This window comes from Kocuria sp., from assembly GCF_030536815.1.
Lineage (GTDB): Bacteria > Actinomycetota > Actinomycetes > Actinomycetales > Micrococcaceae > Kocuria > Kocuria gwangalliensis.
Map to the genome: position 1 here is coordinate 1 of NZ_JAUNPE010000001.1, position 20,481 is coordinate 20,481.

Annotated in this window: 30 protein-coding genes; all 30 read right to left on the minus strand. The window is 62.7% G+C overall.

Annotated features, from left to right (window positions below):
- On the minus strand, positions 1-1,003 hold a 1,003-nt coding region (gene secY, locus Q4E95_RS00005), incomplete at its 3' end, for a preprotein translocase subunit SecY (protein ID WP_303381377.1).
- A 197-nt stretch (positions 1,004-1,200) separates the two neighbouring features.
- A complete protein-coding gene (gene rplO / locus Q4E95_RS00010; RefSeq protein ID WP_190781373.1) occupies positions 1,201-1,671 on the minus strand; it encodes a 50S ribosomal protein L15 in 471 nt (156 codons plus the stop codon).
- 2 nt (positions 1,672-1,673) lie between these two features.
- On the minus strand, positions 1,674-1,883 hold the full coding sequence (rpmD, locus tag Q4E95_RS00015; protein ID WP_190781372.1) for a 50S ribosomal protein L30: 210 nt from the start codon (positions 1,881-1,883) through the stop codon (positions 1,674-1,676).
- Entirely contained in the window at positions 1,883-2,608 is a 726-nt protein-coding gene (rpsE, locus tag Q4E95_RS00020) for a 30S ribosomal protein S5 (RefSeq protein ID WP_303381378.1), read from the minus strand. Before rpsE ends, rpmD begins: the two co-directional genes overlap by 1 nt.
- The gene (gene rplR / locus Q4E95_RS00025) at positions 2,605-2,976 is read right to left on the minus strand and encodes a 50S ribosomal protein L18 (RefSeq protein ID WP_303381379.1); all 372 of its coding nucleotides are present in this window, start codon (positions 2,974-2,976) and stop codon (positions 2,605-2,607) included. The genes rpsE and rplR overlap by 4 nt, the downstream gene beginning before the upstream one ends.
- A 2-nt stretch (positions 2,977-2,978) precedes the next feature.
- Positions 2,979-3,515: a 50S ribosomal protein L6 gene (rplF, locus tag Q4E95_RS00030; protein WP_303381380.1), complete on the minus strand. Its 537-nt coding sequence runs from the start codon at positions 3,513-3,515 to the stop codon at positions 2,979-2,981.
- Between the two features lie 31 nt (positions 3,516-3,546).
- On the minus strand, positions 3,547-3,945 hold the full coding sequence (gene rpsH / locus Q4E95_RS00035; protein ID WP_190781368.1) for a 30S ribosomal protein S8: 399 nt from the start codon (positions 3,943-3,945) through the stop codon (positions 3,547-3,549).
- A gap of 75 nt (positions 3,946-4,020) precedes the next feature.
- Entirely contained in the window at positions 4,021-4,590 is a 570-nt protein-coding gene (gene rplE, locus Q4E95_RS00040) for a 50S ribosomal protein L5 (RefSeq protein ID WP_303381381.1), read from the minus strand.
- A complete protein-coding gene (rplX, locus tag Q4E95_RS00045) occupies positions 4,590-4,934 on the minus strand; it encodes a 50S ribosomal protein L24 (RefSeq protein WP_303381382.1) in 345 nt (114 codons plus the stop codon). The genes rplE and rplX overlap by 1 nt, the downstream gene beginning before the upstream one ends.
- Before the next feature lies 1 nt (position 4,935).
- The gene (gene rplN / locus Q4E95_RS00050; RefSeq protein WP_095796586.1) at positions 4,936-5,304 is read right to left on the minus strand and encodes a 50S ribosomal protein L14; all 369 of its coding nucleotides are present in this window, start codon (positions 5,302-5,304) and stop codon (positions 4,936-4,938) included.
- 570 nt (positions 5,305-5,874) lie between these two features.
- Positions 5,875-6,159, minus strand: coding sequence for a 30S ribosomal protein S17 (rpsQ, locus tag Q4E95_RS00055; RefSeq protein ID WP_303381383.1), 285 nt, complete (start codon positions 6,157-6,159; stop codon positions 5,875-5,877).
- Positions 6,156-6,461 carry a 50S ribosomal protein L29 gene (gene rpmC / locus Q4E95_RS00060; RefSeq protein WP_303381384.1) on the minus strand — a complete coding sequence of 102 codons (306 nt, stop codon included), beginning with the start codon at positions 6,459-6,461 and terminating at the stop codon, positions 6,156-6,158. The genes rpsQ and rpmC overlap by 4 nt, the downstream gene beginning before the upstream one ends.
- Positions 6,462-6,464: 3 nt before the next feature.
- Positions 6,465-6,881: a 50S ribosomal protein L16 gene (rplP, locus tag Q4E95_RS00065; protein ID WP_190781364.1), complete on the minus strand. Its 417-nt coding sequence runs from the start codon at positions 6,879-6,881 to the stop codon at positions 6,465-6,467.
- Positions 6,881-7,732, minus strand: coding sequence for a 30S ribosomal protein S3 (gene rpsC, locus Q4E95_RS00070; protein ID WP_303381385.1), 852 nt, complete (start codon positions 7,730-7,732; stop codon positions 6,881-6,883). Before rpsC ends, rplP begins: the two co-directional genes overlap by 1 nt.
- On the minus strand, positions 7,733-8,098 hold the full coding sequence (gene rplV / locus Q4E95_RS00075; protein WP_303381386.1) for a 50S ribosomal protein L22: 366 nt from the start codon (positions 8,096-8,098) through the stop codon (positions 7,733-7,735). It lies immediately after the preceding gene.
- A 51-nt stretch (positions 8,099-8,149) separates the two neighbouring features.
- Positions 8,150-8,431: a 30S ribosomal protein S19 gene (gene rpsS / locus Q4E95_RS00080; RefSeq protein WP_016997047.1), complete on the minus strand. Its 282-nt coding sequence runs from the start codon at positions 8,429-8,431 to the stop codon at positions 8,150-8,152.
- A 12-nt stretch (positions 8,432-8,443) separates the two neighbouring features.
- Positions 8,444-9,283 (minus strand): 50S ribosomal protein L2, encoded by an 840-nt coding sequence (gene rplB, locus Q4E95_RS00085; RefSeq protein WP_303381387.1) that lies wholly within the window; start codon positions 9,281-9,283, stop codon positions 8,444-8,446.
- A 31-nt stretch (positions 9,284-9,314) separates the two neighbouring features.
- Positions 9,315-9,620, minus strand: a complete 306-nt coding sequence (rplW, locus tag Q4E95_RS00090) for a 50S ribosomal protein L23 (protein ID WP_190781360.1) — start codon at positions 9,618-9,620, stop codon at positions 9,315-9,317.
- The gene (rplD, locus tag Q4E95_RS00095) at positions 9,617-10,246 is read right to left on the minus strand and encodes a 50S ribosomal protein L4 (protein WP_303381388.1); all 630 of its coding nucleotides are present in this window, start codon (positions 10,244-10,246) and stop codon (positions 9,617-9,619) included. Before rplD ends, rplW begins: the two co-directional genes overlap by 4 nt.
- A 6-nt stretch (positions 10,247-10,252) precedes the next feature.
- Positions 10,253-10,909: a 50S ribosomal protein L3 gene (gene rplC, locus Q4E95_RS00100; protein ID WP_303381389.1), complete on the minus strand. Its 657-nt coding sequence runs from the start codon at positions 10,907-10,909 to the stop codon at positions 10,253-10,255.
- Between the two features lie 16 nt (positions 10,910-10,925).
- Positions 10,926-11,234 carry a 30S ribosomal protein S10 gene (gene rpsJ, locus Q4E95_RS00105; protein ID WP_003803825.1) on the minus strand — a complete coding sequence of 103 codons (309 nt, stop codon included), beginning with the start codon at positions 11,232-11,234 and terminating at the stop codon, positions 10,926-10,928.
- A 533-nt stretch (positions 11,235-11,767) separates the two neighbouring features.
- Positions 11,768-12,958 (minus strand): elongation factor Tu, encoded by a 1,191-nt coding sequence (tuf, locus tag Q4E95_RS00110; RefSeq protein WP_303381390.1) that lies wholly within the window; start codon positions 12,956-12,958, stop codon positions 11,768-11,770.
- A gap of 159 nt (positions 12,959-13,117) precedes the next feature.
- On the minus strand, positions 13,118-15,232 hold the full coding sequence (fusA, locus tag Q4E95_RS00115; protein WP_303381391.1) for an elongation factor G: 2,115 nt from the start codon (positions 15,230-15,232) through the stop codon (positions 13,118-13,120).
- Positions 15,233-15,310: 78 nt separating this feature from the next.
- Positions 15,311-15,781 carry a 30S ribosomal protein S7 gene (rpsG, locus tag Q4E95_RS00120; protein ID WP_303381392.1) on the minus strand — a complete coding sequence of 157 codons (471 nt, stop codon included), beginning with the start codon at positions 15,779-15,781 and terminating at the stop codon, positions 15,311-15,313.
- Entirely contained in the window at positions 15,781-16,155 is a 375-nt protein-coding gene (rpsL, locus tag Q4E95_RS00125) for a 30S ribosomal protein S12 (RefSeq protein ID WP_303381393.1), read from the minus strand. The genes rpsG and rpsL overlap by 1 nt, the downstream gene beginning before the upstream one ends.
- Positions 16,156-16,408: 253 nt before the next feature.
- Positions 16,409-17,203 carry an IclR family transcriptional regulator C-terminal domain-containing protein gene (locus tag Q4E95_RS00130; protein ID WP_303381394.1) on the minus strand — a complete coding sequence of 265 codons (795 nt, stop codon included), beginning with the start codon at positions 17,201-17,203 and terminating at the stop codon, positions 16,409-16,411.
- 85 nt (positions 17,204-17,288) lie between these two features.
- A complete protein-coding gene (locus Q4E95_RS00135; protein WP_303381395.1) occupies positions 17,289-17,948 on the minus strand; it encodes a 3-oxoacid CoA-transferase subunit B in 660 nt (219 codons plus the stop codon).
- Positions 17,945-18,643: a 3-oxoacid CoA-transferase subunit A gene (locus tag Q4E95_RS00140; RefSeq protein ID WP_303381396.1), complete on the minus strand. Its 699-nt coding sequence runs from the start codon at positions 18,641-18,643 to the stop codon at positions 17,945-17,947. Before Q4E95_RS00140 ends, Q4E95_RS00135 begins: the two co-directional genes overlap by 4 nt.
- 41 nt (positions 18,644-18,684) lie before the next feature.
- Complete coding sequence (locus Q4E95_RS00145) at positions 18,685-19,896, minus strand: thiolase family protein (protein WP_303381397.1); 1,212 nt, start codon at positions 19,894-19,896, stop codon at positions 18,685-18,687.
- A 175-nt stretch (positions 19,897-20,071) separates the two neighbouring features.
- Positions 20,072-20,479, minus strand: coding sequence for a 4-carboxymuconolactone decarboxylase (pcaC, locus tag Q4E95_RS00150; RefSeq protein ID WP_303381398.1), 408 nt, complete (start codon positions 20,477-20,479; stop codon positions 20,072-20,074).
- Positions 20,480-20,481: the final 2 nt, after the last annotated feature.

Below are 20,481 nucleotides of genomic sequence, written 5' to 3' on the forward strand. Positions count from 1 at the left end.
TGGACACGTAGAAGTACGTGAACGCCACGATCATCAGGAAGTACGTGACCATGTACACCGGGTGATCACCCGATGTCAGGTACGTGTTAATCCAGGTGACCCAACCCGGCACCGGTGAGCCGTCGCTGGGCATTCCGAACTGCGCGATCATGGACGGCAGCATCAGCATGGACGACGCGAAAATGATGGGGATCACCCCGGCCATGTTGACCTTGAGCGGAATGTACGTGCTGGTGCCACCGATCGTGCGGCGACCCACCATGCGCTTGGCGTACTGCACGGGAATGCGGCGTTGTGACTGCTCCACGAACACCACGCACGTGATGACCACCAGCCCCACGGCACACACCGCCAGGAACAAGCCCCAACCGCGGGTGCGGAGAATGTCACCGAGCGCGGAGGGGAAGGTTGCGGCGATAGACGTGAAGATCAACAAGGACATGCCGTTACCGACGCCCCTGTCGGTGATGCGCTCACCGAGCCACATGATCAAGGTGGTGCCGGCGGTCATCGTGAGGATCATGATGACCAGGATCATCAGCGAGTCGTCGGGAATGATCGGCAGGGGGCAGTCACCCAGCAGAGCACCGGAGCGAGCCAGCGACACCACCGTGGTGGCGTTGAGTGCGGCCAGACCAATGGTCAGATAGCGGGTGTACTGCGTGAGCTTGGTCTGCCCTTGGGCGCCCTCTTCGTGGAGTTCCTGGAAACGAGGAATGACCACGCGCAGCAACTGCACGATGATACTGGCCGTGATGTAAGGCATCACGCCCAACGCGAAGATGGACAGTTGCAGGAGCGCACCGCCGCTGAACAGGTTGACCAGGTCGTACACGCCGCCGCTGGTGTTACCCAAGGCCAGACACTGCTGCACGTTGCCGTAGTCCACGCCAGGCGCGGGGATGAAAGTGCCCAACCTGTAGATCACGATGATCCCGAGGGTGAACAGCAGCTTATTGCGCAGTTCCGGCGTTGTGAACGCCCGTGCGAAAGCACTGAGCACAGGTCCTCCTCCAAAAACTTCAGTGTTGGCCCGGCCGGTCCCGACCCCGGGCAAGTCTAGCGAAGGATGCCGCGCGCTCACGATGGGAGGTGAGCGCCGACACCCCGGTAAAAAGTAGCGGGCCCCGCGCCGACAATACGGCACGGGGCCCGCTTCAGTTCAGGGTTACACCCTACAACCGATTACTGCGTTCGGTCTCACGCGGTCTGCGTGGAACCGCCGGCAGCGGCGATCTTCTCAGCCGCGGAGGCGGAGAACTTGTCCGCGGTGATGTTCAGTGCAACGGAGATCTCTCCGGTGCCCAGAACCTTGACCGGCTGGTTCTTGCGGACTGCACCCTTGGCGACCAGATCGGAGATACCGATCGTGCCTCCTTCGGGGAACAGCTCGCCCAGACGGTCCAGGTTCACGACCTGGTACTCCACCCGGAACGGGTTGGTGAACCCACGCAGCTTGGGCAGACGCATCTGCAACGGCAGCTGACCGCCGGCAAAGCCGGCTTTCACCTGGTAACGCGCCTTGGTGCCCTTGGTACCACGACCGGCAGTCTTACCCTTCGAAGCCTCACCACGACCCACACGGGTCTTGGACTGGTGAGATCCGGGGGCCGGACGCAGGTGGTGAACCTTCAGGGCGTGCTGCTTCTTGCTCCCAATGTTTTCAGCCATGCTCACTCGGCCTCCTCAACCTCTACGAGATGCGACACGGTATTGATCATGCCCGCGGTCGCTGCATCGGCCTTGCGTACCACCACGTTGCCCGGCTTCTTCAAGCCCAGGGAACGCAGGGTGTCACGCATGTTCTGCTTCTGACCGACCATGGAGCGGATCTGCTTGATACGCAGGTTGGCACCGTCGGCCTGAATGCGCTTTCCGTTCATCAGGCACCTGCCTTCTGGATATCGCGCAGCAGCGGAGCCGGAACAACCTCGTCCATGGGCAAGCCACGACGGGCAGCCACGGAAGCGGGCTCTTCGAGCATCCGCAGGGCCTCGATGGTTGCCTGCACGATGTTGATCTGGTTGGACGAACCCAAGGACTTGGACAGCACGTCGTGGATACCCGCGCACTCGAGTACGGCACGCACCGGACCGCCGGCGATAACACCGGTACCCGGGGTGGCCGGACGCAACATCACGACACCGGCAGCGGCTTCGCCCTGCACGCGGTGCGGAATGGTGCGATCTTCCACGCGAGGAACCCGGAAGAAGTTCTTCTTGGCTTCCTCCACGCCCTTGGAAATAGCGGCGGGAACTTCCTTGGCCTTGCCGTAACCCACGCCGACCATGCCGTTGCCATCGCCAACCACCACGAGGGCGGTGAAGCTGAAGCGGCGGCCACCCTTGACCACCTTGGACACACGGTTGATGGTCACGACGCGCTCGAGGAACTTGTCCTTCTCCTCGTCACGACCGCCACGGCCACCACGGCCGCCGCGTTCGTTACGACCGCCGCGTTCGCCACGGCCACCACGCTCGTTGCGGTTGCCGCGACCGCCGCGGCCACCGCGGTTGTCGTCAGCTCCCTGCTGAGCCTCGGTAGCTTCGTTGGAAGCGTTGGTGGCTTCGCTCACCTTGGTTTCCTTCTCATTGTTCTGCTCGCTCACAGCGCCAGACCTCCTTCACGGGCACCATCGGCCACCGCGGCCACACGGCCGTGGTACTTGTTACCGCCACGGTCGAAAACCACAGTTTCGATTCCGGCAGCCTTGGCGCGTTCGGCAACGAGCTCGCCCACGCGCTTGGCCTTGGCGGTCTTGTCGTCCGAGGCGGACCGCAGGTCAGCTTCCATGGTGGAAGCGGACGCCAGGGTGACACCCTTGTCGTCGTCGATCACCTGAGCGACCATGTGACGCGCGGAACGGGTCACTACGAGACGGGGACGCACAGCGCTGCCGGCAACGTACTTGCGTACGCGGCGGTGACGGCGTGCACGCTGAGCGGACTTCGACTTGCCCTTGATTACGAGAGCCATGATTACTTACCAGCCTTTCCGGCCTTGCGGCGGATCTGCTCGCCGGCGTAACGCACGCCCTTGCCCTTGTAGGGGTCGGGCAGACGCAGCTTGCGGATCTTCGCGGCAACCTGGCCAACCTGCTGCTTGTCGATGCCGGCGACGGTGACCTTGTTCGAGCCTTCGACGGACAGCGTGATGCCGTCCGGAGCCTCGAACGGGACAGGGTGGCTGTAGCCCAGAGCGAACTCCAGGTTGGCGCCCTTGGCCTGCACACGGTAACCGGTTCCGACGATTTCCAGCTGCTTGCTGTAACCCTCGGAGACACCCTGGACCATGTTGGCGATCAGGGTACGAGTCAAACCGTGCAGAGCGCGGGATTCACGCTCGTCGTTGGGGCGGGACACCTGAACGGTGCCGTCTTCCACAACCACGGTGATGGGAGCGGCCACGGTTTGAGTCAATGCGCCCTTGGGGCCATTGACCTTCACCACGGAACCGTCCACAGCGACCTCCACACCGGCGGGCACAGAGATCGGGAGACGTCCAATACGTGACATGTTCTCTTCCTTTCTTGTTCTGTGCTACCGATTACCAGACGTACGCGAGGACTTCCCCGCCCACGCCCTTCTTGCCGGCCTGCTTGTCAGTCAGCAGACCCGAAGAGGTGGAGAGGATCGCGATGCCCATACCGCCGAGAACCTTCGGCAAGTTGGTGGACTTCGCGTACACGCGCAAACCCGGCTTGGAGATGCGGCGAACGCCCGCAATGGAGCGCTCACGGTTGGGGCCGAACTTCAGGGACAGAACGAGGGTTTTTCCGACCTTGGCCGGCTCCTCGTTCCAGTCCGCAATGTAACCCTCGGCCTTAAGGATGTCCGCAACCCGAGCCTTCAGCTTGGAGTACGGCATGCTCACGGTGTCGTGGTATGCGGAGTTCGCATTACGCAGACGCGTCAGCATGTCTGCGACAGGATCTGTCATTGTCATGTTTGGGCACATGCCCTTCCTCGTCACGGTTTCCCGGCCGGTTACAGCCAGTCGGGACCTCTGACGTCGCGGGAATTAGTTGGTCTTGAACGGGAAGCCGAGCGCCTTGAGCAGCGCGCGACCTTCGTCGTCAGTCTTGGCGGAGGTCACCACGGTGATATCCATACCGCGCACGCGGTCGATCCGGTCCTGGTCGATTTCGTGGAACATGGACTGTTCCGTCAAACCGAAGGTGTAGTTGCCGTTACCGTCGAAGTGACGATCGGACAAACCACGGAAGTCACGGATACGCGGCAGGGCCAGGGTCACCAGACGGTCCAGGAATTCCCACATGCGATCGCCACGCATGGTGACGTGAGCGCCAATGGGCATACCTTCGCGCAGCTTGAACTGTGCAATGGACTTCTTGGCGCGGTTGACCACGGGCTTCTGGCCGGTGATGGCCGTCAGGTCCTTGATGGCGGAATCCACCAGCTTGGAGTCCTTGGCTGCCTCGCCCAGACCCATGTTCACGACGACCTTGGTGATGCGGGGCAGCTGCATGACGTTCGTGAAACCGAACTCTTCCTGCAGTGCCGGCGCAACGGTCTCGTGGTACTTGGTCTTGAACCGCGGTGTCATCTTGGTTTCGGTCGTTTCGCTCATCACAGATCCTTGCCGGTGCTCTTGGACACGCGAACGCGGACGGTCTTCTGCTTGCCGTCACGCTCCACGGTCTCGGTGCGGTAGCCCACGCGGGTCGGCTTGCCGGTCTCCGGGTCCACGAGCATCACGTTGGAGATGTGAATGGGAGCCTCGGTCTTGACGATGCCACCGGCTTCGCCCTGGGCGCTGGCACGCTTGTGCTTGGTCATCACGTTGACACCCTCGACCACCACGCGGGAGGTTTCGGTGTTCACGCGCAGGACCTTGCCCTGCTTGCCCTTGTTCTGCTTGCTGCCGGAAATGACCTGAACCAGGTCTCCGGTCTTAATCTTGAATTTCGCCATGTCAGAGCACCTCCGGAGCCAGCGAGATGATCTTCATGAACTTCTTGTCGCGCAGCTCGCGACCCACGGGGCCGAAGATGCGCGTGCCACGGGGATCCCCGTCGGTCTTCAAGATCACTGCGGCGTTCTCGTCGAAACGAATGTAGGAGCCGTCGGAACGGCGCCTCTGCTTCTTGGTACGGACCACAACGGCCTTGACAACGTCGCCCTTCTTGACGTTGCCACCGGGGATTGCGTCCTTTACGGTGGCGACAATAACGTCGCCAATGCCTGCGTAACGGCGTCCGGATCCACCGAGTACACGGATGGTGAGGATTTCCTTCGCACCCGTGTTATCGGCGACCCTAAGCCGCGACTCCTGCTGAATCACTGATTTCTCCTGTCGTCGCGCCGGTTCTCATCCATATCTGGACGATGTCGAGCCTTGCGGAACGGTAGATATTTGAACGCTTCGCTGCACGGTGCTCCCCGTGACCGTAGGAGGGGTCCGAGGCGTTTTCACAAAGCACGTACGCGCTGGGTTTGTGGCGTGAGTGGTTCGAAGTGACTCAGACGAACGGGTCATCTGCTTCGCTGCCCCACTGAGGATCGGTCTGCGCAACCAGAATCCGTGAACGGGCAGCGGAGGCGCGGTGATCATCGCTTGACGATGCCGCGCGCTGTTTCGCGTGTCGGAACGCGCGAATACGCTGGTTCGTGCCCCGCTTTCTCTTCCGAGAATGTGGACCGCCAGGCGGTTCCAGGGGCATTGAGGATTCTGACTCAGCAGTGTCGAAGTCAGTGATGTGGGCACACGTGTGCCACACGCGTACTGACCCACTCTACAGCTCAGGCACCCTCGGGTCCAACTGACCACTGCGGCACAGCAACGGGCCCCCATCCGAGGATGGGGGCCCGTTGGTCGGCTCGAAGCCGGCCTGCTGTATTGCTCGAAAGGACCTTACTTGGCCTTCTCGATGATCTCCACGATGCGCCAGTTCTTGCTGGCGGACAGCGGACGGGTCTCGGCGATCCGGACAAGGTCACCGATACCGGCGGCGTTCTCCTCGTCGTGAGCCTTGACGCGCTTGGACTTGCGCATGACCTTGCCGTAGAGGGCGTGCTTCACACGATCCTCGACCTGCACGACCACGGTCTTGTCCATCTTGTCGGAGACTACGTAGCCGCGACGGGTCTTACGGTCACCGCGCTCGGCCGTGGCCTCGTTGTTAACCTGCTCGCTCACTTGGCATCATCCTCAGACTTGGCGGCCTTCTTGCTTGCCTTGGCTGCCTTCTTGTCGGTCTCTACAGCAGTCGCCTCGACCTCTTCGCGGATGCCCAGCTCGCGCTCACGGAGCACGGTGTAGATGCGGGCGATGTCACGCTTGACGGACTTCAGGCGACCGTTGCTCTCGAGCTGACCGGTTGCGGACTGGAAGCGCAGATTGAACAGCTCTTCCTTGGACTTGCGCAACTGCTCGGTCAGAGCACCGTTGTCGAGTGCCGCGAGGTTTTCCATGTTCAGATCCTTAGATCCAATAGCCATTGATCATTCACCACCTTCGCGACGCACGATACGTGCCTTCATCGGGAGCTTGTGGATTGCCAAACGAAGCGCCTCGCGGGCGACTTCCTCGGTCACACCGGAGATCTCGAACATGATGCGTCCGGGCTTGACGTTGGCGACCCACCATTCGGGCGAACCCTTACCGGAACCCATGCGGGTTTCGGCAGGCTTCTTGGTCAGGGGACGGTCCGGATAAATGTTGATCCAGACCTTACCGCCACGCTTGATGTGACGGGTCATTGCGATACGCGCGGCTTCGATCTGACGGTTGGTGACATAGGCCGGGCTCAATGCCTGGATGCCCCACTCGCCGAACGATACCTGGGTTCCGCCCTTGGCCTGACCCCGTCGCTTGGGGTGGTGCTGCTTGCGGAACTTCACACGACGTGGGATAAGCATTACTTACCACCCTCTGCGTTGGACGCCTCCGCAGCGTTGTTCTGCTGCGGGGCTGCGGCGGAGTCGTTACGCTCACGGCGTCCGCCACGGTCGTTACGGTCATTGCCACCACGACGACGACGCTCGCCGCCACCGGCACCACCGGCGCCACCGCGACGGTCGTTGCGTCCGCGCGAAGACGGAGCAGCGGCCTGCTGTGCTGCCAGTTCCTTGGAGGTCAGGTCGCCCTTGTAGATCCAGACCTTCACGCCGATGCGGCCGAAGGTGGTCTTGGCCTCGAAGAAGCCGTAGTCGATGTTCGCGCGCAGGGTGTGCAGGGGCACACGGCCTTCGCGGTAGAACTCCGAGCGGGACATTTCAGCACCACCGAGGCGGCCGGCGCACTGGATACGAATACCCTTGGCGCCCGCACGCTGTGCGGACTGAATGGCCTTCTTCATGGCGCGGCGGAAAGCCACGCGAGAAGCGAGCTGCTCGGCGACACCCTGAGCGACCAACTGCGCGTCGATCTCGGGGTTCTTGACTTCCAGGATGTTCAGCTGGATCTGCTTGCCGGTCAGCTTCTCGAGCTCACCGCGAATGCGGTCAGCTTCGGCGCCGCGGCGGCCGATCACGATACCCGGGCGAGCGGTGTGGATGTCCACACGCACACGGTCACGGGTACGTTCGATCTCGACCTTGGAGATACCTGCCCGCTCCATGCCCTTGGACATCAGCTCGCGGATCTTCACATCCTCGCGGATGTAGTCCTTGTAGCGCTGACCCGGCTGGTTGGAGTCGGCGTACCAGTGCGAGATGTGGTCGGTGGTGATACCCAGACGGAATCCGTTGGGGTTAATTTTCTGTCCCACTTAGCGGACCTCCTCCTTCTCCGGGGTCGCCACGACCACGGTCACGTGGCTCGTGCGCTTGTTGATGCGGTACGCACGGCCCTGGGCGCGCGGCTGGAACCGCTTCATGGTGGGTCCCTCATCCACGTAAGCAGCGGAGACAACGAGGTCTTCCTGCTTGAACGCGAGGCCATCACGCTCGGCCGTCTGCCGGGCGTTGGCCACGGCGGATTCGAGAACCTTGAACACCGGCTCGGAAGCTGCCTGGGGGGCAAACTTCAGAATCGCCAATGCCTCATTCGCCTGCTGGCCACGAATCAGGTTGACGACGCGCCGGGCCTTCATAGGCGTCACGCGGATATAGCGCGCAGATGCCTTGGCTTCCATTGCTTTCCTTCTCTCGTCTTGTCGAAGAAGTGCTACGTGCTAACCCGTAGGTCAGCGACGCTTGCCCTTCTTGTCGTCCTTCACATGGCCGCGGAACGTGCGGGTGGGAGCGAATTCGCCGAGCTTGTGCCCGACCATCGACTCCGTGATGAACACCGGGATGTGCTTGCGTCCGTCGTGCACGGCAATCGTGTGTCCGAGCATGTCGGGCACGATCATCGAGCGGCGGGACCACGTCTTGATGACGTTCTTGGTACCCTTCTCGTTCTCCTTGGCGACCTTCAGGTAGAGGTGCTGATCAACGAAAGGGCCCTTCTTGAGGCTGCGTGGCATTAGTCAGGCTCCTTAGCGCTTGTTCTTGCCGGTACGACGACGACGGACGATGAGCTTGTCGCTTTCCTTGTTGGGGCGACGGGTGCGTCCCTCGGGCTTGCCGTTCGGGTTGACCGGGTGGCGTCCACCGGAGGTCTTGCCCTCACCACCACCGTGCGGGTGGTCAACGGGGTTCATGACGACACCGCGGACGGTCGGGCGGATGCCCTTCCAGCGGTTACGTCCGGCCTTGCCCCAGTTGATGTTGGACTGCTCGGCGTTGCCGACCTCGCCCACGGTTGCGCGGCAGCGAACGTCGACGTTGCGGATTTCACCGGAGGGCAGACGGAGCTGGCCGTACTTGCCTTCCTTGGCGACGAGCTGCACGGACGCACCGGCCGAACGGGCCAGCTTGGCACCGCCGCCCGGACGCAGCTCCACGGCGTGGAGCACGGTGCCCACGGGGATGTTGCGCAGCGGCAGGTTGTTACCGGGCTTGATATCGGCGGACGGACCGGACTCGACAACATCGCCCTGCTTGAGCTTGTTGGGGGCCACGATGTAGCGCTTGGTGCCGTCGACGTAATGCAGCAGCGCAATGCGCGCCGTGCGGTTGGGGTCGTACTCGATGTGAGCGACCTTGGCGTCGACGCCGTCCTTGTCGTGACGACGGAAGTCGATGACACGGTACTGGCGCTTGTGCCCACCGCCCTTGTGACGGGTGGTGATACGACCGGTGTTGTTGCGACCGCCCTTCTTGGGCAGCGGACGCACCAGCGACTTTTCGGGCGTATTACGCGTGATTTCTACGAAGTCGGCAACCGACGAGCCACGACGGCCCGGGGTTGTCGGCTTGTGCTTACGGATAGCCATAATTGATATTCCTCGTTAAAGTGGTCTCCGCTCAGGCGAGCGGACCGCCGAAGATGTCGATGGAACCTTCCCGAAGGGACACGATGGCACGCTTGGTGGCCTTACGCTGTCCCCAGCCGAAGCGAGTGCGCTTGCGCTTACCGGGACGATTGAGGGTGTTGACGGACTCGACCTTGACGCCGAAGATCGTCTCCACGGCGTACTTGATTTCGGTCTTGTTGGCCGAGGGGGCCACCTGGAAGGTGTACTTACCCTCGTCGATCAGTCCGTAGGACTTCTCGGAGACGACCGGGCGAATGATCACATCGCGCGGGTCCTTGTTGTAGATCGCGCTCACTTGGCGTCCTCCTGGTTCTTACCCGTAGCGGACGCAGCAGCAACGAACGACTCGTAAGCGGCCTTGGTGAAGATCACGTCGTCCGAGACGAGCACGTCGTACGTGTTGAGCTGGTCTGCGTACACGGCGTGCGTGTTGACCAGGTTGCGCACGGACAATGCAGTGACATCATCACGGCGGTCCAGAACAACCAGCACGTTCTTGCGCTCGGTGATCGAACGCAGTGCAACCTTGGCGGCCTTGGTGGACGGCTCAGCGCCGGTCACCAGATCGGCAACCACGTGGATGCGGTTGTTGCGAGCCCGGTCCGAGAGGGCACCGCGCAGGGCGGCTGCCTTCATCTTCTTGGGCGTGCGCTGCGAGTAGTCACGCGGAGTCGGACCGTGGACAACGCCACCGCCGGTCATGTGAGGTGCGCGGATGGAGCCCTGACGGGCGCGACCCGTGCCCTTCTGCTTGAACGGCTTGCGACCTGCGCCAGAAACTTCGGCGCGGGTCTTGGTCTTGTGCGTGCCCTGGCGTGCTGCGGCCAACTGAGCGACGACGACCTGGTGAAGCAGTGCCACGTTGGTCTGCGCGTCGAAGATCTCAGCGGGCAGCTCGACGTTTACGGTTTCAGTTGCCATGGCTTATCAGGCTCCCTTCACTGCGGTTCGGACGAGGACGACCGATCCCTTGGGGCCCGGCAGGGCGCCCTTGATGAGCAGCAGGGAGTTGTCGGCGTCGACAGCGTGAACGGTCAGGTTCATGGTGGTGTGACGGACGTTGCCCATCCGGCCGGCCATCTTCATGCCCTTGAAAACACGTGCGGGGTAAGACGCGCCGCCGATGGATCCCGGCTTGCGGTGGTTCTTGTGTGCACCGTGGGAGGCGCCGACGCCGGAGAAGCCGTGACGCTTCATAACACCGGCGGTGCCCTTGCCCTTGGTGGTGCCGACGACATCGACCTTGGTCCCGGCGTCGAAGATTTCGACGGACAGTTCCTGGCCGAGCTCGTAGTCAGCGGAATCGGAAGTACGAAGTTCGACGACGTGGCGGCGCGGGGTTACTCCGGCGGCGGCGAAGTGGCCAGCCAGCGGCTTAGAAACCTTGCGGGGATCGATCGCACCGAAGCCGATCTGAACGGCGTTGTAACCGTCGTTGTCCTCGTTGCGCAGCTGCGTCACGACGTTGGAGTCGGCCTTGACCACGGTCACCGGCACGAACTTCCCGTTCTCGTCCCAGACCTGGGTCATGCCGAGCTTGGTGCCCAGCAGGCCCTTAACCTGGCGTTCGAAAGTGGTAGTCATTGGGGTGCGATCCTTTTTACAGCTTGATTTCGATGTTCACGTCAGCCGGCAGGTCGAGACGCATGAGCGAGTCGACAGCCTTGGGCGTGGGGTCGATGATGTCGATCAGCCGCTTGTGTGTGCGCATTTCGAAGTGCTCACGGCTGTCCTTGTACTTGTGCGGCGAGCGGATCACGCAGTAGACGTTCTTCTCCGTGGGCAGCGGGACGGGTCCCACCACCGTGGCGCCTGCGCGCGTAACCGTCTCAACGATTTTCCGGGCCGAGACGTCAATGACCTCGTGGTCATAGGACTTCAGCCGGATGCGGATTTTTTGTCCCGCCATGGCGTCGTGACTCTCTTTCTTCAAGTACTTCCCTGTGTGGAGCGTCAGCTCCTTGTGTTCGGCGTTTTTAACGCCACTTCACACAGACTGAATCCGGTGTAACCGGGTTCCTCACCCTGCTGAAGCACCGACACCCGAACTCGGGCGTGTCGCATAAAACGCAAACACGAGTTCGCACAAATAATTTCTATGGTGCCGGTTGGATGGTTGTTCACGTGGTCCCATGGAAACCATGGCTCGTTGCGGCTGCTTCGGTGTACCGGTTCGCCCGACGCGGTCGGGACCTTTTTACGGGCACACGCCGACACGTGAACAACAGCGACCATTCTGCCAGAAATTTGCACACCTTTGCAAACGCGGGGCGCTCTTGCGTTGCCGAGCGGCCCGAAAGGCCTGCCGACGCCGTGTGGTTGGCTCGGCGCGGCGTCGTCGTAGCGTCGGTGCGGGAACGCGTAAGACCCCGCCGGTACGAAACTGGCGGGGTCTTACGTGGCATGCCGGACTAGCCGGCGATCAGCCGAGTAACCGAATGATTACTTGTTGATCTTGGTCACCTTACCGGAACCAACGGTGCGGCCACCCTCACGGATAGCGAAGCCGAGGCCGTCCTCCATGGCGATGGGCTGGATCAGCTCAACGCTCATTTCGGTGTTGTCGCCGGGCATGACCATCTCGGTGCCCTCGGGCAGCGTGATGACGCCGGTGACGTCGGTGGTGCGGAAGTAGAACTGCGGACGGTAGTTCGAGTAGAACGGGTTGTGACGGCCACCCTCGTCCTTGGACAGGATGTAGACGTTGGCCTCGAAGTCGGTGTGCGGGGTGATGGAACCCGGCTTGCACACGACCTGGCCACGCTCGACATCGTCGCGCTTGAGGCCACGCAGCAGCAGACCACAGTTCTCGCCCGCGAGGGCTTCGTCCATCTGCTTGTGGAACATCTCGATACCGGTCACGGTGGTCTTCTGGATCGGGCGGATGCCGACGATCTCGATTTCCGAGTTGATCGGCAGGGTGCCACGCTCGGCACGGCCGGTCACCACGGTGCCACGACCGGTGATCGTGAAGACGTCCTCAACGGGCATCAGGAACGGCTTGTCGGTGTCGCGCACCGGCTCGGGGACGTTCTCGTCCACGGCCTCCATGAGCTCCTCGACGGACTTGACCCACTGGGCGTCGCCCTCGAGAGCCTTCAGAGCGGACACGCGCACCACGGGTGCGTTGTCGCCGTCGAAGCCCTGGTCGGACAGCAGTTCGCGAACTTCCATCTCGACGAGGTCCAACAGTTCCTCGTCGTCGACCATGTCGGACTTGTTCAGCGCGACCAACAGGTAGGGAACGCCCACCTGGCGGGCGAGCAGAACGTGCTCGCGGGTCTGAGCCATGGGGCCGTCAGTAGCGGCAACCACGAGGATTGCGCCGTCCATCTGAGCAGCACCGGTGATCATGTTCTTCACGTAGTCCGCGTGACCGGGGGCGTCAACGTGTGCGTAGTGACGCTTCTCGGTCTGGTACTCGATGTGAGAGATGTTGATGGTGATGCCGCGCTGCTTCTCCTCCGGAGCGGAGTCGATGGCACCGAAGTCGCGCTGCTCGTTGATGTCCGGGTACTTGTCAGCAAGCACCTTGGAGATAGCAGCGGTGAGCGTGGTCTTGCCGTGGTCAACGTGGCCGATGGTGCCGATGTTGAGGTGCGGCTTGGTGCGCTCGAACTTGGCCTTCGCCATGATGTGTTCCTCCTAGAACATTGAGGTGAGACTTACTCGACTGCTCCGAAGACTCGGAGCCTACTATCACAGCGCAGGGCACTGCTGCAGTCGAAACCTGTGCAAGTCTACTTTGGCTTTAGTGGTTTATCGAAATTCGGGGACTGGTCCCCGGTGGGCTTACTCGCCGCGATTCTTCTGGATGATCTCGTCGGCAACAGCCTTCGGAACCTCCGAGTAGCTGTCGAACTGCATCGAGTACACGGCGCGACCCTGGGTCTTGGACCGGAGGTCACCGATGTAGCCGAACATTTCGGACAGCGGCACGAGGGCCTTCACCAGCTTGACGCCGGTGACGTCCTCCATGGACTGGATCTGACCGCGACGGGAGTTCAGGTCGCCGATCACGTCGCCCATGTACTCCTCGGGGGTGCGAACCTCCACGGACATCAGCGGCTCCAGGAGCACAGGGTTGGCGCGACGAACGCCTTCCTTGAACACCATGGAACCGGCGATCTTGAATGCCATTTCGGACGAGTCGACGTCGTGGTAGGCACCGTCGAGCAGGGTGGCCTTCACGCCGACCATGGGGTAGCCGGCGAGAACACCCAACTGCATGGCGTCCTGGATACCGGAATCCACGGAAGGAATGTACTCGCGAGGAACGCGGCCACCGGTCACCTTGTTGGCGAACTCGTAGAGTTCCTCGGAGTCCAGCGGGAGCGGCTCGAAAGCAACCTGCACCTTGGCGAACTGGCCGGACCCACCGGTCTGCTTCTTGTGGGTGTAGTCGACCTTGTCCACGGCCTTCTTGATGGTCTCGCGGTAAGCCACCTGCGGCTTGCCCACGTTGGCTTCCACCTTGAATTCGCGCTTCATGCGGTCCACCAGGATGTCCAGGTGGAGCTCGCCCATGCCGCCGATTTCGGTCTGGCCGGTCTCATCGTTGAGGGACACCGTGAAGGTGGGGTCCTCAGCGGAGAGCTTCTGAATCGCGGTCGAGAGCTTTTCCTGGTCGCCCTTGGTCTTGGGCTCGATGGCCACGAAGATCACGGGCTCGGGGAAGCTCATGGACTCCAGCACGATGGGGTTCTGCGCATCGCACAGGGTGTCACCGGTGGTGGTGTCCTTGAGACCGATGGCCGCGTAGATGTGACCGGCGGAGATCTCGTCCACCGGGTTCTCCTTGTTGGAGTGCATCTGGAACAGCTTGCCGATGCGCTCCTTCTTGCCCTTGGTGGAGTTGAGCACCTGCTCGCCGGCCTTGGCCTTACCGGAGTACACGCGAATGTAGGTGAGCTGACCGTAGAACGGGTGGGAAGCGACCTTGAACGCCAGCGCGGCGAACGGTGCGTCCGCGTCTGCCGGACGGGTCATGACCTCTTCCTCGTCCTTCACGGAGTGACCCTGCACGGAGAGCACGTCCAACGGAGTGGGGAGGTAATCCACCACTGCGTCGAGCATGGGCTGCACGCCGCGGTTCTTGAACGCGGAACCACACAGCACCGGGTAGGCCTTGGAGTTGATCGTCAGTTCGCGGATACCGTGCTTGATCTCGTCCTGAGTGAGCTCTTCACCGTTGAGGTACTTCTCCATGAGTGCGTCATCGGCTTCGGCCACGGACTCGACCAGCTGGTTGCGGTACTCCTCGGCACGCTCCTGCAGATCCTCGGGGATCTCGCGGATCTCGTACTTGGCACCCAGGGACACGTCACCCTTGGAGTCGCCTTCCCAGACGAATGCCTTCATGGTGAGCAGGTCGACAACGCCCACGAAGTCGTTCTCGGCGCCGATGGGCAGCTGCAGAACGAGCGGGGTTGCGCCCAGACGGGACTTGATGGTGTCCACGGTGAAGTAGAAGTCCGCACCGAGCTTGTCCATCTTGTTGACAAAGCAGATACGCGGAACTTCGTACTTGTCAGCTTGACGCCACACGGTCTCGGACTGCGGCTCAACACCCTCCTTGCCATCGAAGACGGCCACGGCGCCGTCGAGCACACGCAGGGAGCGCTCGACCTCGACCGTGAAGTCCACGTGACCCGGGGTGTCGATGATGTTGATCTGGTTGTCGTGCCAGTAGCACGAGGTCGCGGCGGAGGTAATGGTGATGCCGCGTTCCTGCTCCTGCGCCATCCAGTCCATCGTGGATGCACCGTCGTGCGTCTCGCCGAGCTTGTGGTTGATGCCCGTGTAGAACAGGATTCGTTCGGTGGTCGTGGTCTTACCGGCATCGATGTGAGCCATGATGCCGATATTGCGGACCTTGTTCAGGTCGGTAAGCACGTCAAGTGCCACGATGGTTCCCTTCGTAAAGGTTGGTGCCGGGCCCATGGTCGGCCCCGCTGTTCACGGGGCCGACACGACTATCGGATTTTACCAGCGATAGTGGGCGAAGGCCTTGTTGGACTCAGCCATCTTGTGGGTATCCTCGCGGCGCTTGACAGCGGCACCCAGGCCGTTGGAGGCGTCGAGGATCTCGTTCTGGAGACGCTCAGTCATGGTGTTTTCGCGGCGGACCTTGGCGTAGCCAACGAGCCAACGCAGGGACAGCGCGGTGGCGCGGCCTGCCTTGACCTCGACCGGGACCTGGTAGGTGGCGCCACCGACACGACGGGAGCGGACCTCAAGGGCCGGCTTGACGTTGTCGAGGGCCTTCTTCAGGGTGACAACCGGGTCTGCGTTGGTCTTGTTACGAACGCCTTCAAGGGCACCGTAGACAATGCGCTCTGCGGTGGACTTCTTGCCGTCCTGCAGAACCTTGTTGATCAACTGGGTGACGACGGGAGAGCCGTAGACGGGATCTACGACGAGGGGGCGCTTGGGAGCGGGACCTTTACGAGGCATTACTTCTTCTCCTTCTTGGCGCCGTAGCGGGAACGGGCCTGCTGGCGACCCTTGACACCCTGGGTGTCGAGTGCGCCGCGCACGATCTTGTAGCGAACACCCGGCAGGTCCTTCACACGACCGCCGCGCACCAGCACGATGGAGTGTTCCTGCAGGTTGTGTCCCTCACCGGGGATGTACGCGGTAACTTCCACGCCGCCGTTGAGCTTGACACGGGCCACCTTACGCAGAGCCGAGTTCGGCTTCTTGGGGGTGGTGGTGAACACACGGGTGCACACGCCGCGCTTCATGGGGTTGCCCTTGAGCGCGGGGGCTTTGGTCTTGATGACCTTGGACGTCCGGCCCTTACGGACCAGCTGCTGAATAGTTGGCACAGTGCCTCCTGTTTGGGCAGACCTTGCGTTCATCGGATGAACGGTCTGCTGACTGCGGATTGGTGAGTCACGGAAGCAGGCACGACAAAAAATGGCATCTTGGTACAAGGTGCGTACCAATGGACAGGGTCCAATGTGCCATTGAATCGAAAATGCGCGCGCTCGTGACCGAGCAATTCCTAGCCAGTGTAGCAGTTACCGCCCACCGTCGCGAACCGCGGGGTACGGAAGCCGGCCCACCGAGGACAGGAGTTCAGCGACCCGACGCCGCGAGGTCCTGGGAAATGGCGCCCGCGCACGCGAGCAGCTCCGGAATCACCTGGGTCTCGGGGTGATCGGTGTCCACGCCGGGCATCCCCACGCGCATGGAGACGTTGATCGCGGCCACCGTGCGGCCGGTGAGGTCCCTGACCGGAACCGCGGCCGAGCGCAGCCCCACTTCCAGTTCTTGATCCACGACGGCGTAGCCCAGCTCGCGCACACGGTGCAGCTGTTGCGCCAGGGCCACGCGTTCGGTGGTGGTCCGCCGGGTCAGCGGTGACAGCTGCGCGGCGGAGAGGTACTCCCCCAGTTCTTTGTCACCGAGGCCCGCGAGCAGCACTCGACCCATGGAGGTGGCGTAGGCCGGGAAGCGGGTTCCCACGGCAATGGCCACGGTCATGATGCGGTGGGTGGCCACGCGGGCGACGTACACGATGTCCTGCCCGTCGAGCACGGACATGGAGGTGGATTCTTGCAAGGTGTCCGAGAGCCGCTTCAAATGCGGGCTCGCAATCTGCGGCAGCGACAGCGCCGAGAGATACGAGTAGCCCAGTTGCAGCACCTTGGGCGTGAGTTCGAACATCCGCCCATCGGAGCGGACGTAACCCAGTGATTCGAGAGTGAGAAGGAACCGGCGCGCGGTGGCGCGCGTCAAACCCGTGTGACGTGCAACGTCGGAGAGCGTCATGACGGGCTGAGCGGCGTCGAAAGCGGCAATCACGGACAGTCCGCGCGCGAGCGACTGAACGTACTGGCTCTTGTCGGCAGAGTCTGCTTCAGCGCTCACGGGGGGCTCCACATCACACGGGTCGAATACTGGGTTTGCCGAGAGGCGGGGGTGGAACCGGGTCGACTCCACCCCCGCGCCCACGTCAGCCTGCGGGCTTGAGTTCGATGTCGATCAACTCGGCGAGTTCATCGAAACCGATACCGAAGGTCTCTCTCACACGGACGCCGTCCTCCTCGATGAGGAACACGGCCTTGTCCGTGTAGATGCGGGACACGCAACCCACACCGGTCAGCGGCATGTCGCACTCCGCCACCAGCTTGGACTGGCCCTTCTTGGTCTGCAGCGTCATCATAACGAACGTCTGCTTGGCGCCGGTGGCCAGGTCCATGGCACCGCCCACGGCGGGGATGGCGCCGGGTTTGCCGGTGTGCCAGTTGGCCAGGTTGCCCTTCTGGTCCACTTGGAAGGCCCCCAGGACACAGCAGTCCAGGTGACCGCCGCGCATCATTGCGAAAGAGTCCGCGTGGTGGAAGTAGGAGCAGCCCTCGGTCTCGACCACGGGAATCTTGCCCGCGTTGATGAGGTCGGGGTCGACCTCGTCGTCCTTGGCCTCCGCGCCCATGCCCAGCATGCCGTTCTCGGTGTGCAGGGTGACGTCGTCCTCGGGGGACAGGTAGTTGGAGACCAGCGTGGGTTGGCCGATGCCCAGGTTGACGTAGGCGCCCGCGGGAATGTCGCGGGCCACAACCTCTGCGAGCTCTTCGGGGCTCAGGGCGTGATCACTGTTCTGCGGGGCGCTCATGCCGCACCGTCCTCTCGCGGGTCTGCCTGCTGGGGAGCTTCGAGCTTGACCACGGTGTCCACGTAGATACCGGGGGTCACCACGACCTCGGGGTCGATCTGACCGCGCTCCACGATCTCGCTCACCTGCACGATGGAGCGCTGGGCGGCGGCCGCCATGATGGGACCGAAGTTGCGGGCGGTCTTGCGGTAGACCAGGTTGCCCGCGGTGTCCGCGGTGTGTGCCTTGGTCAGGGAGAAGTCCGCGTGAATCGGGTATTCGAGCACCTGATGCTTGCCGTCCAGTTCACGCACTTCCTTACCCTCCGCCAACGGGGTGCCGTAGCCGGTGGGAGTGTAGAACGCGCCGATACCCGCACCGGCCGCGCGGATGCGCTCGGCCAGGTTGCCCTGCGGTACGACCTCGAGTTCGATCTCGCCGGCGTGGTACTTCTCGTCGAAGTGCCACGAGTCCGCCTGGCGCGGGAAGGAGCAAATGATCTTCTTCACGCGACCGAGCTGGATGAGCTTGGCCAGTCCCACGTCTCCGTTACCGGCGTTGTTGTTGACCACGGTGAGGTCCTTGGCGCCGTTCTCGATGAGCGCGTCAATGAGCTCAACGGGCTGCCCGGCAACACCGAAGCCACCGATCATCACGCAGGCGCCGTCGTGGATGGGCTCCACGGCCGCGGCCACGCTGTCTGCAATGTTCAGCATGAGCTGTATGCCTTTCTTCGTTTGGTCTGGGGTTGGGTTACTCAGCCCTTGGCGTTCTCGTTCTCGAGCACCACGGCGAGGCCCTGGCCCACGCCGATGCACAGGCTGGCCACGCCCCAGCGTTCACCGGACTCTTCGAGACGGCGCGCCAGGGTGCCGAGTACGCGTGTACCGGAGGCACCGAGCGGGTGGCCGATCGCGATGGCACCGCCCCACGTGTTCACGATGCTCTGGTCCACGCCCCATTGGCGCAGGCACGCGAGCGACTGCGCGGCGAAAGCTTCGTTGAGTTCCACGGCGGCGATGTCGTCCCAGGTGATCCCCGCGCGTTTGAGTGCGAGGTTGGCAGCCTCAACGGGTGCCTCACCGAAGTACTGCGGCTCGTTGGCCGCGGCACCGCGGCCGGCGATGCGGGCAATGGGTGCGATACCCAGCAGGTCCGCGCCCTTCGCACTGCCCAACCACGCGGCGGAGGCGCCGTCATTCATGGGCGATGCATTACCGGCGGTCACAGAGGCGTCCTCACCCGTGCGGAACACGGTGCGCAGGCCGGAGAGGGTCTCCGCGGTGGAATCCGCACGAACCGTCTCGTCGCGGGTGAGTTCCACACCGCGCTTGGTGTTGGGTTTCACGCTCACGGTGAGGTTGTCGTACTTGCCCTCGTCCCAGGCCTTGGCGGCGAGCTGATGCGAACGAGCGGCGAACTCATCCTGATCCTCACGGGAAATGTTGTGCTTTTCGCGCAGCAGCTCGGTGGCCTCGCCCAGCGAGACGGTCCAGGCATCCGGCATTTCGGGGTTGACCAAGCGCCAACCCAGGGTGGTGTTGGCGAGCTTGAGATCCTGCATGGGGAAAGCGCGCTCGGTCTTGGGCAGCACCCAGGGGGCACGGGACATGGATTCCACGCCACCCACGAGCAGCAGGTCACCCTCGCCCACTTCGATCTGACGCGACGCCATCATGGCGGCATCCAGGGAGGAACCGCACAGGCGGTTGATCGTGGATCCGGGAACGGAGGTGGGCAGTCCCGCGAGCAGGGTGGCCATGCGGGCCACGTTGCGGTTTTCTTCGCCGGCGCCGTTGGCATTGCCGAAATAAACCTCGTCGATGGCGGAGGCGTCCAGCTGGGGAGCGCGCTCCACCATGGTCTTGACCACGAGGGCGGCCAGATCATCGGGGCGGTGGCTGGACAACGCACCACCCACCTTGCCGAACGGGGTGCGGACTGCGTCGTACACGTAAGCGTGGTTCATGTGAATCCTCACGGGTTGGGCTCACCCGGTCTCCCGGGGCGACACCGTCTCCGTTGACCGACGACGCCGCGTTGCGTGGGTCCAGAATACCCCAATGTGCGCGCCATGTGAACACTTGTACGCATAGCGAACATACTTAACGCACTGTTGCGCCGCCGAAACGTTGCGCTGCGGGCTACTCCCCCAGCGCCCCTAGATCCGACAGCACCTTTTGGGCGTGCTTGAACGCGTTGTTCGCGGAGGGCACCGACAAGTAAATGGCCGATTGGAGGAGGATCTCCTTGATCTCGTCCGGAGACAGTCCGTTGCCGATGGCCGCGCGCACGTGCATCTCGAACTCTTCCCAGTGCCCGGCCGCGATCAGTGCCGTGAGCACGCACGCGCTGCGCATGCGGCGGTCCAGTCCCGGCCGGGTCCAGATCTCACCCCACGCGTAGCGCGTGATGAAGTCCTGGAACTCCTCGGTGAACTCCGTCTTGCCGGCCTCCGCGCGATCCACGTGCGCGTCGGAAAGTACCTCGCGGCGCACGGTCATGCCGTCCTGGTGGGCCTGGGACTGGGTGCGTTCTGAACGATCGGTCATGA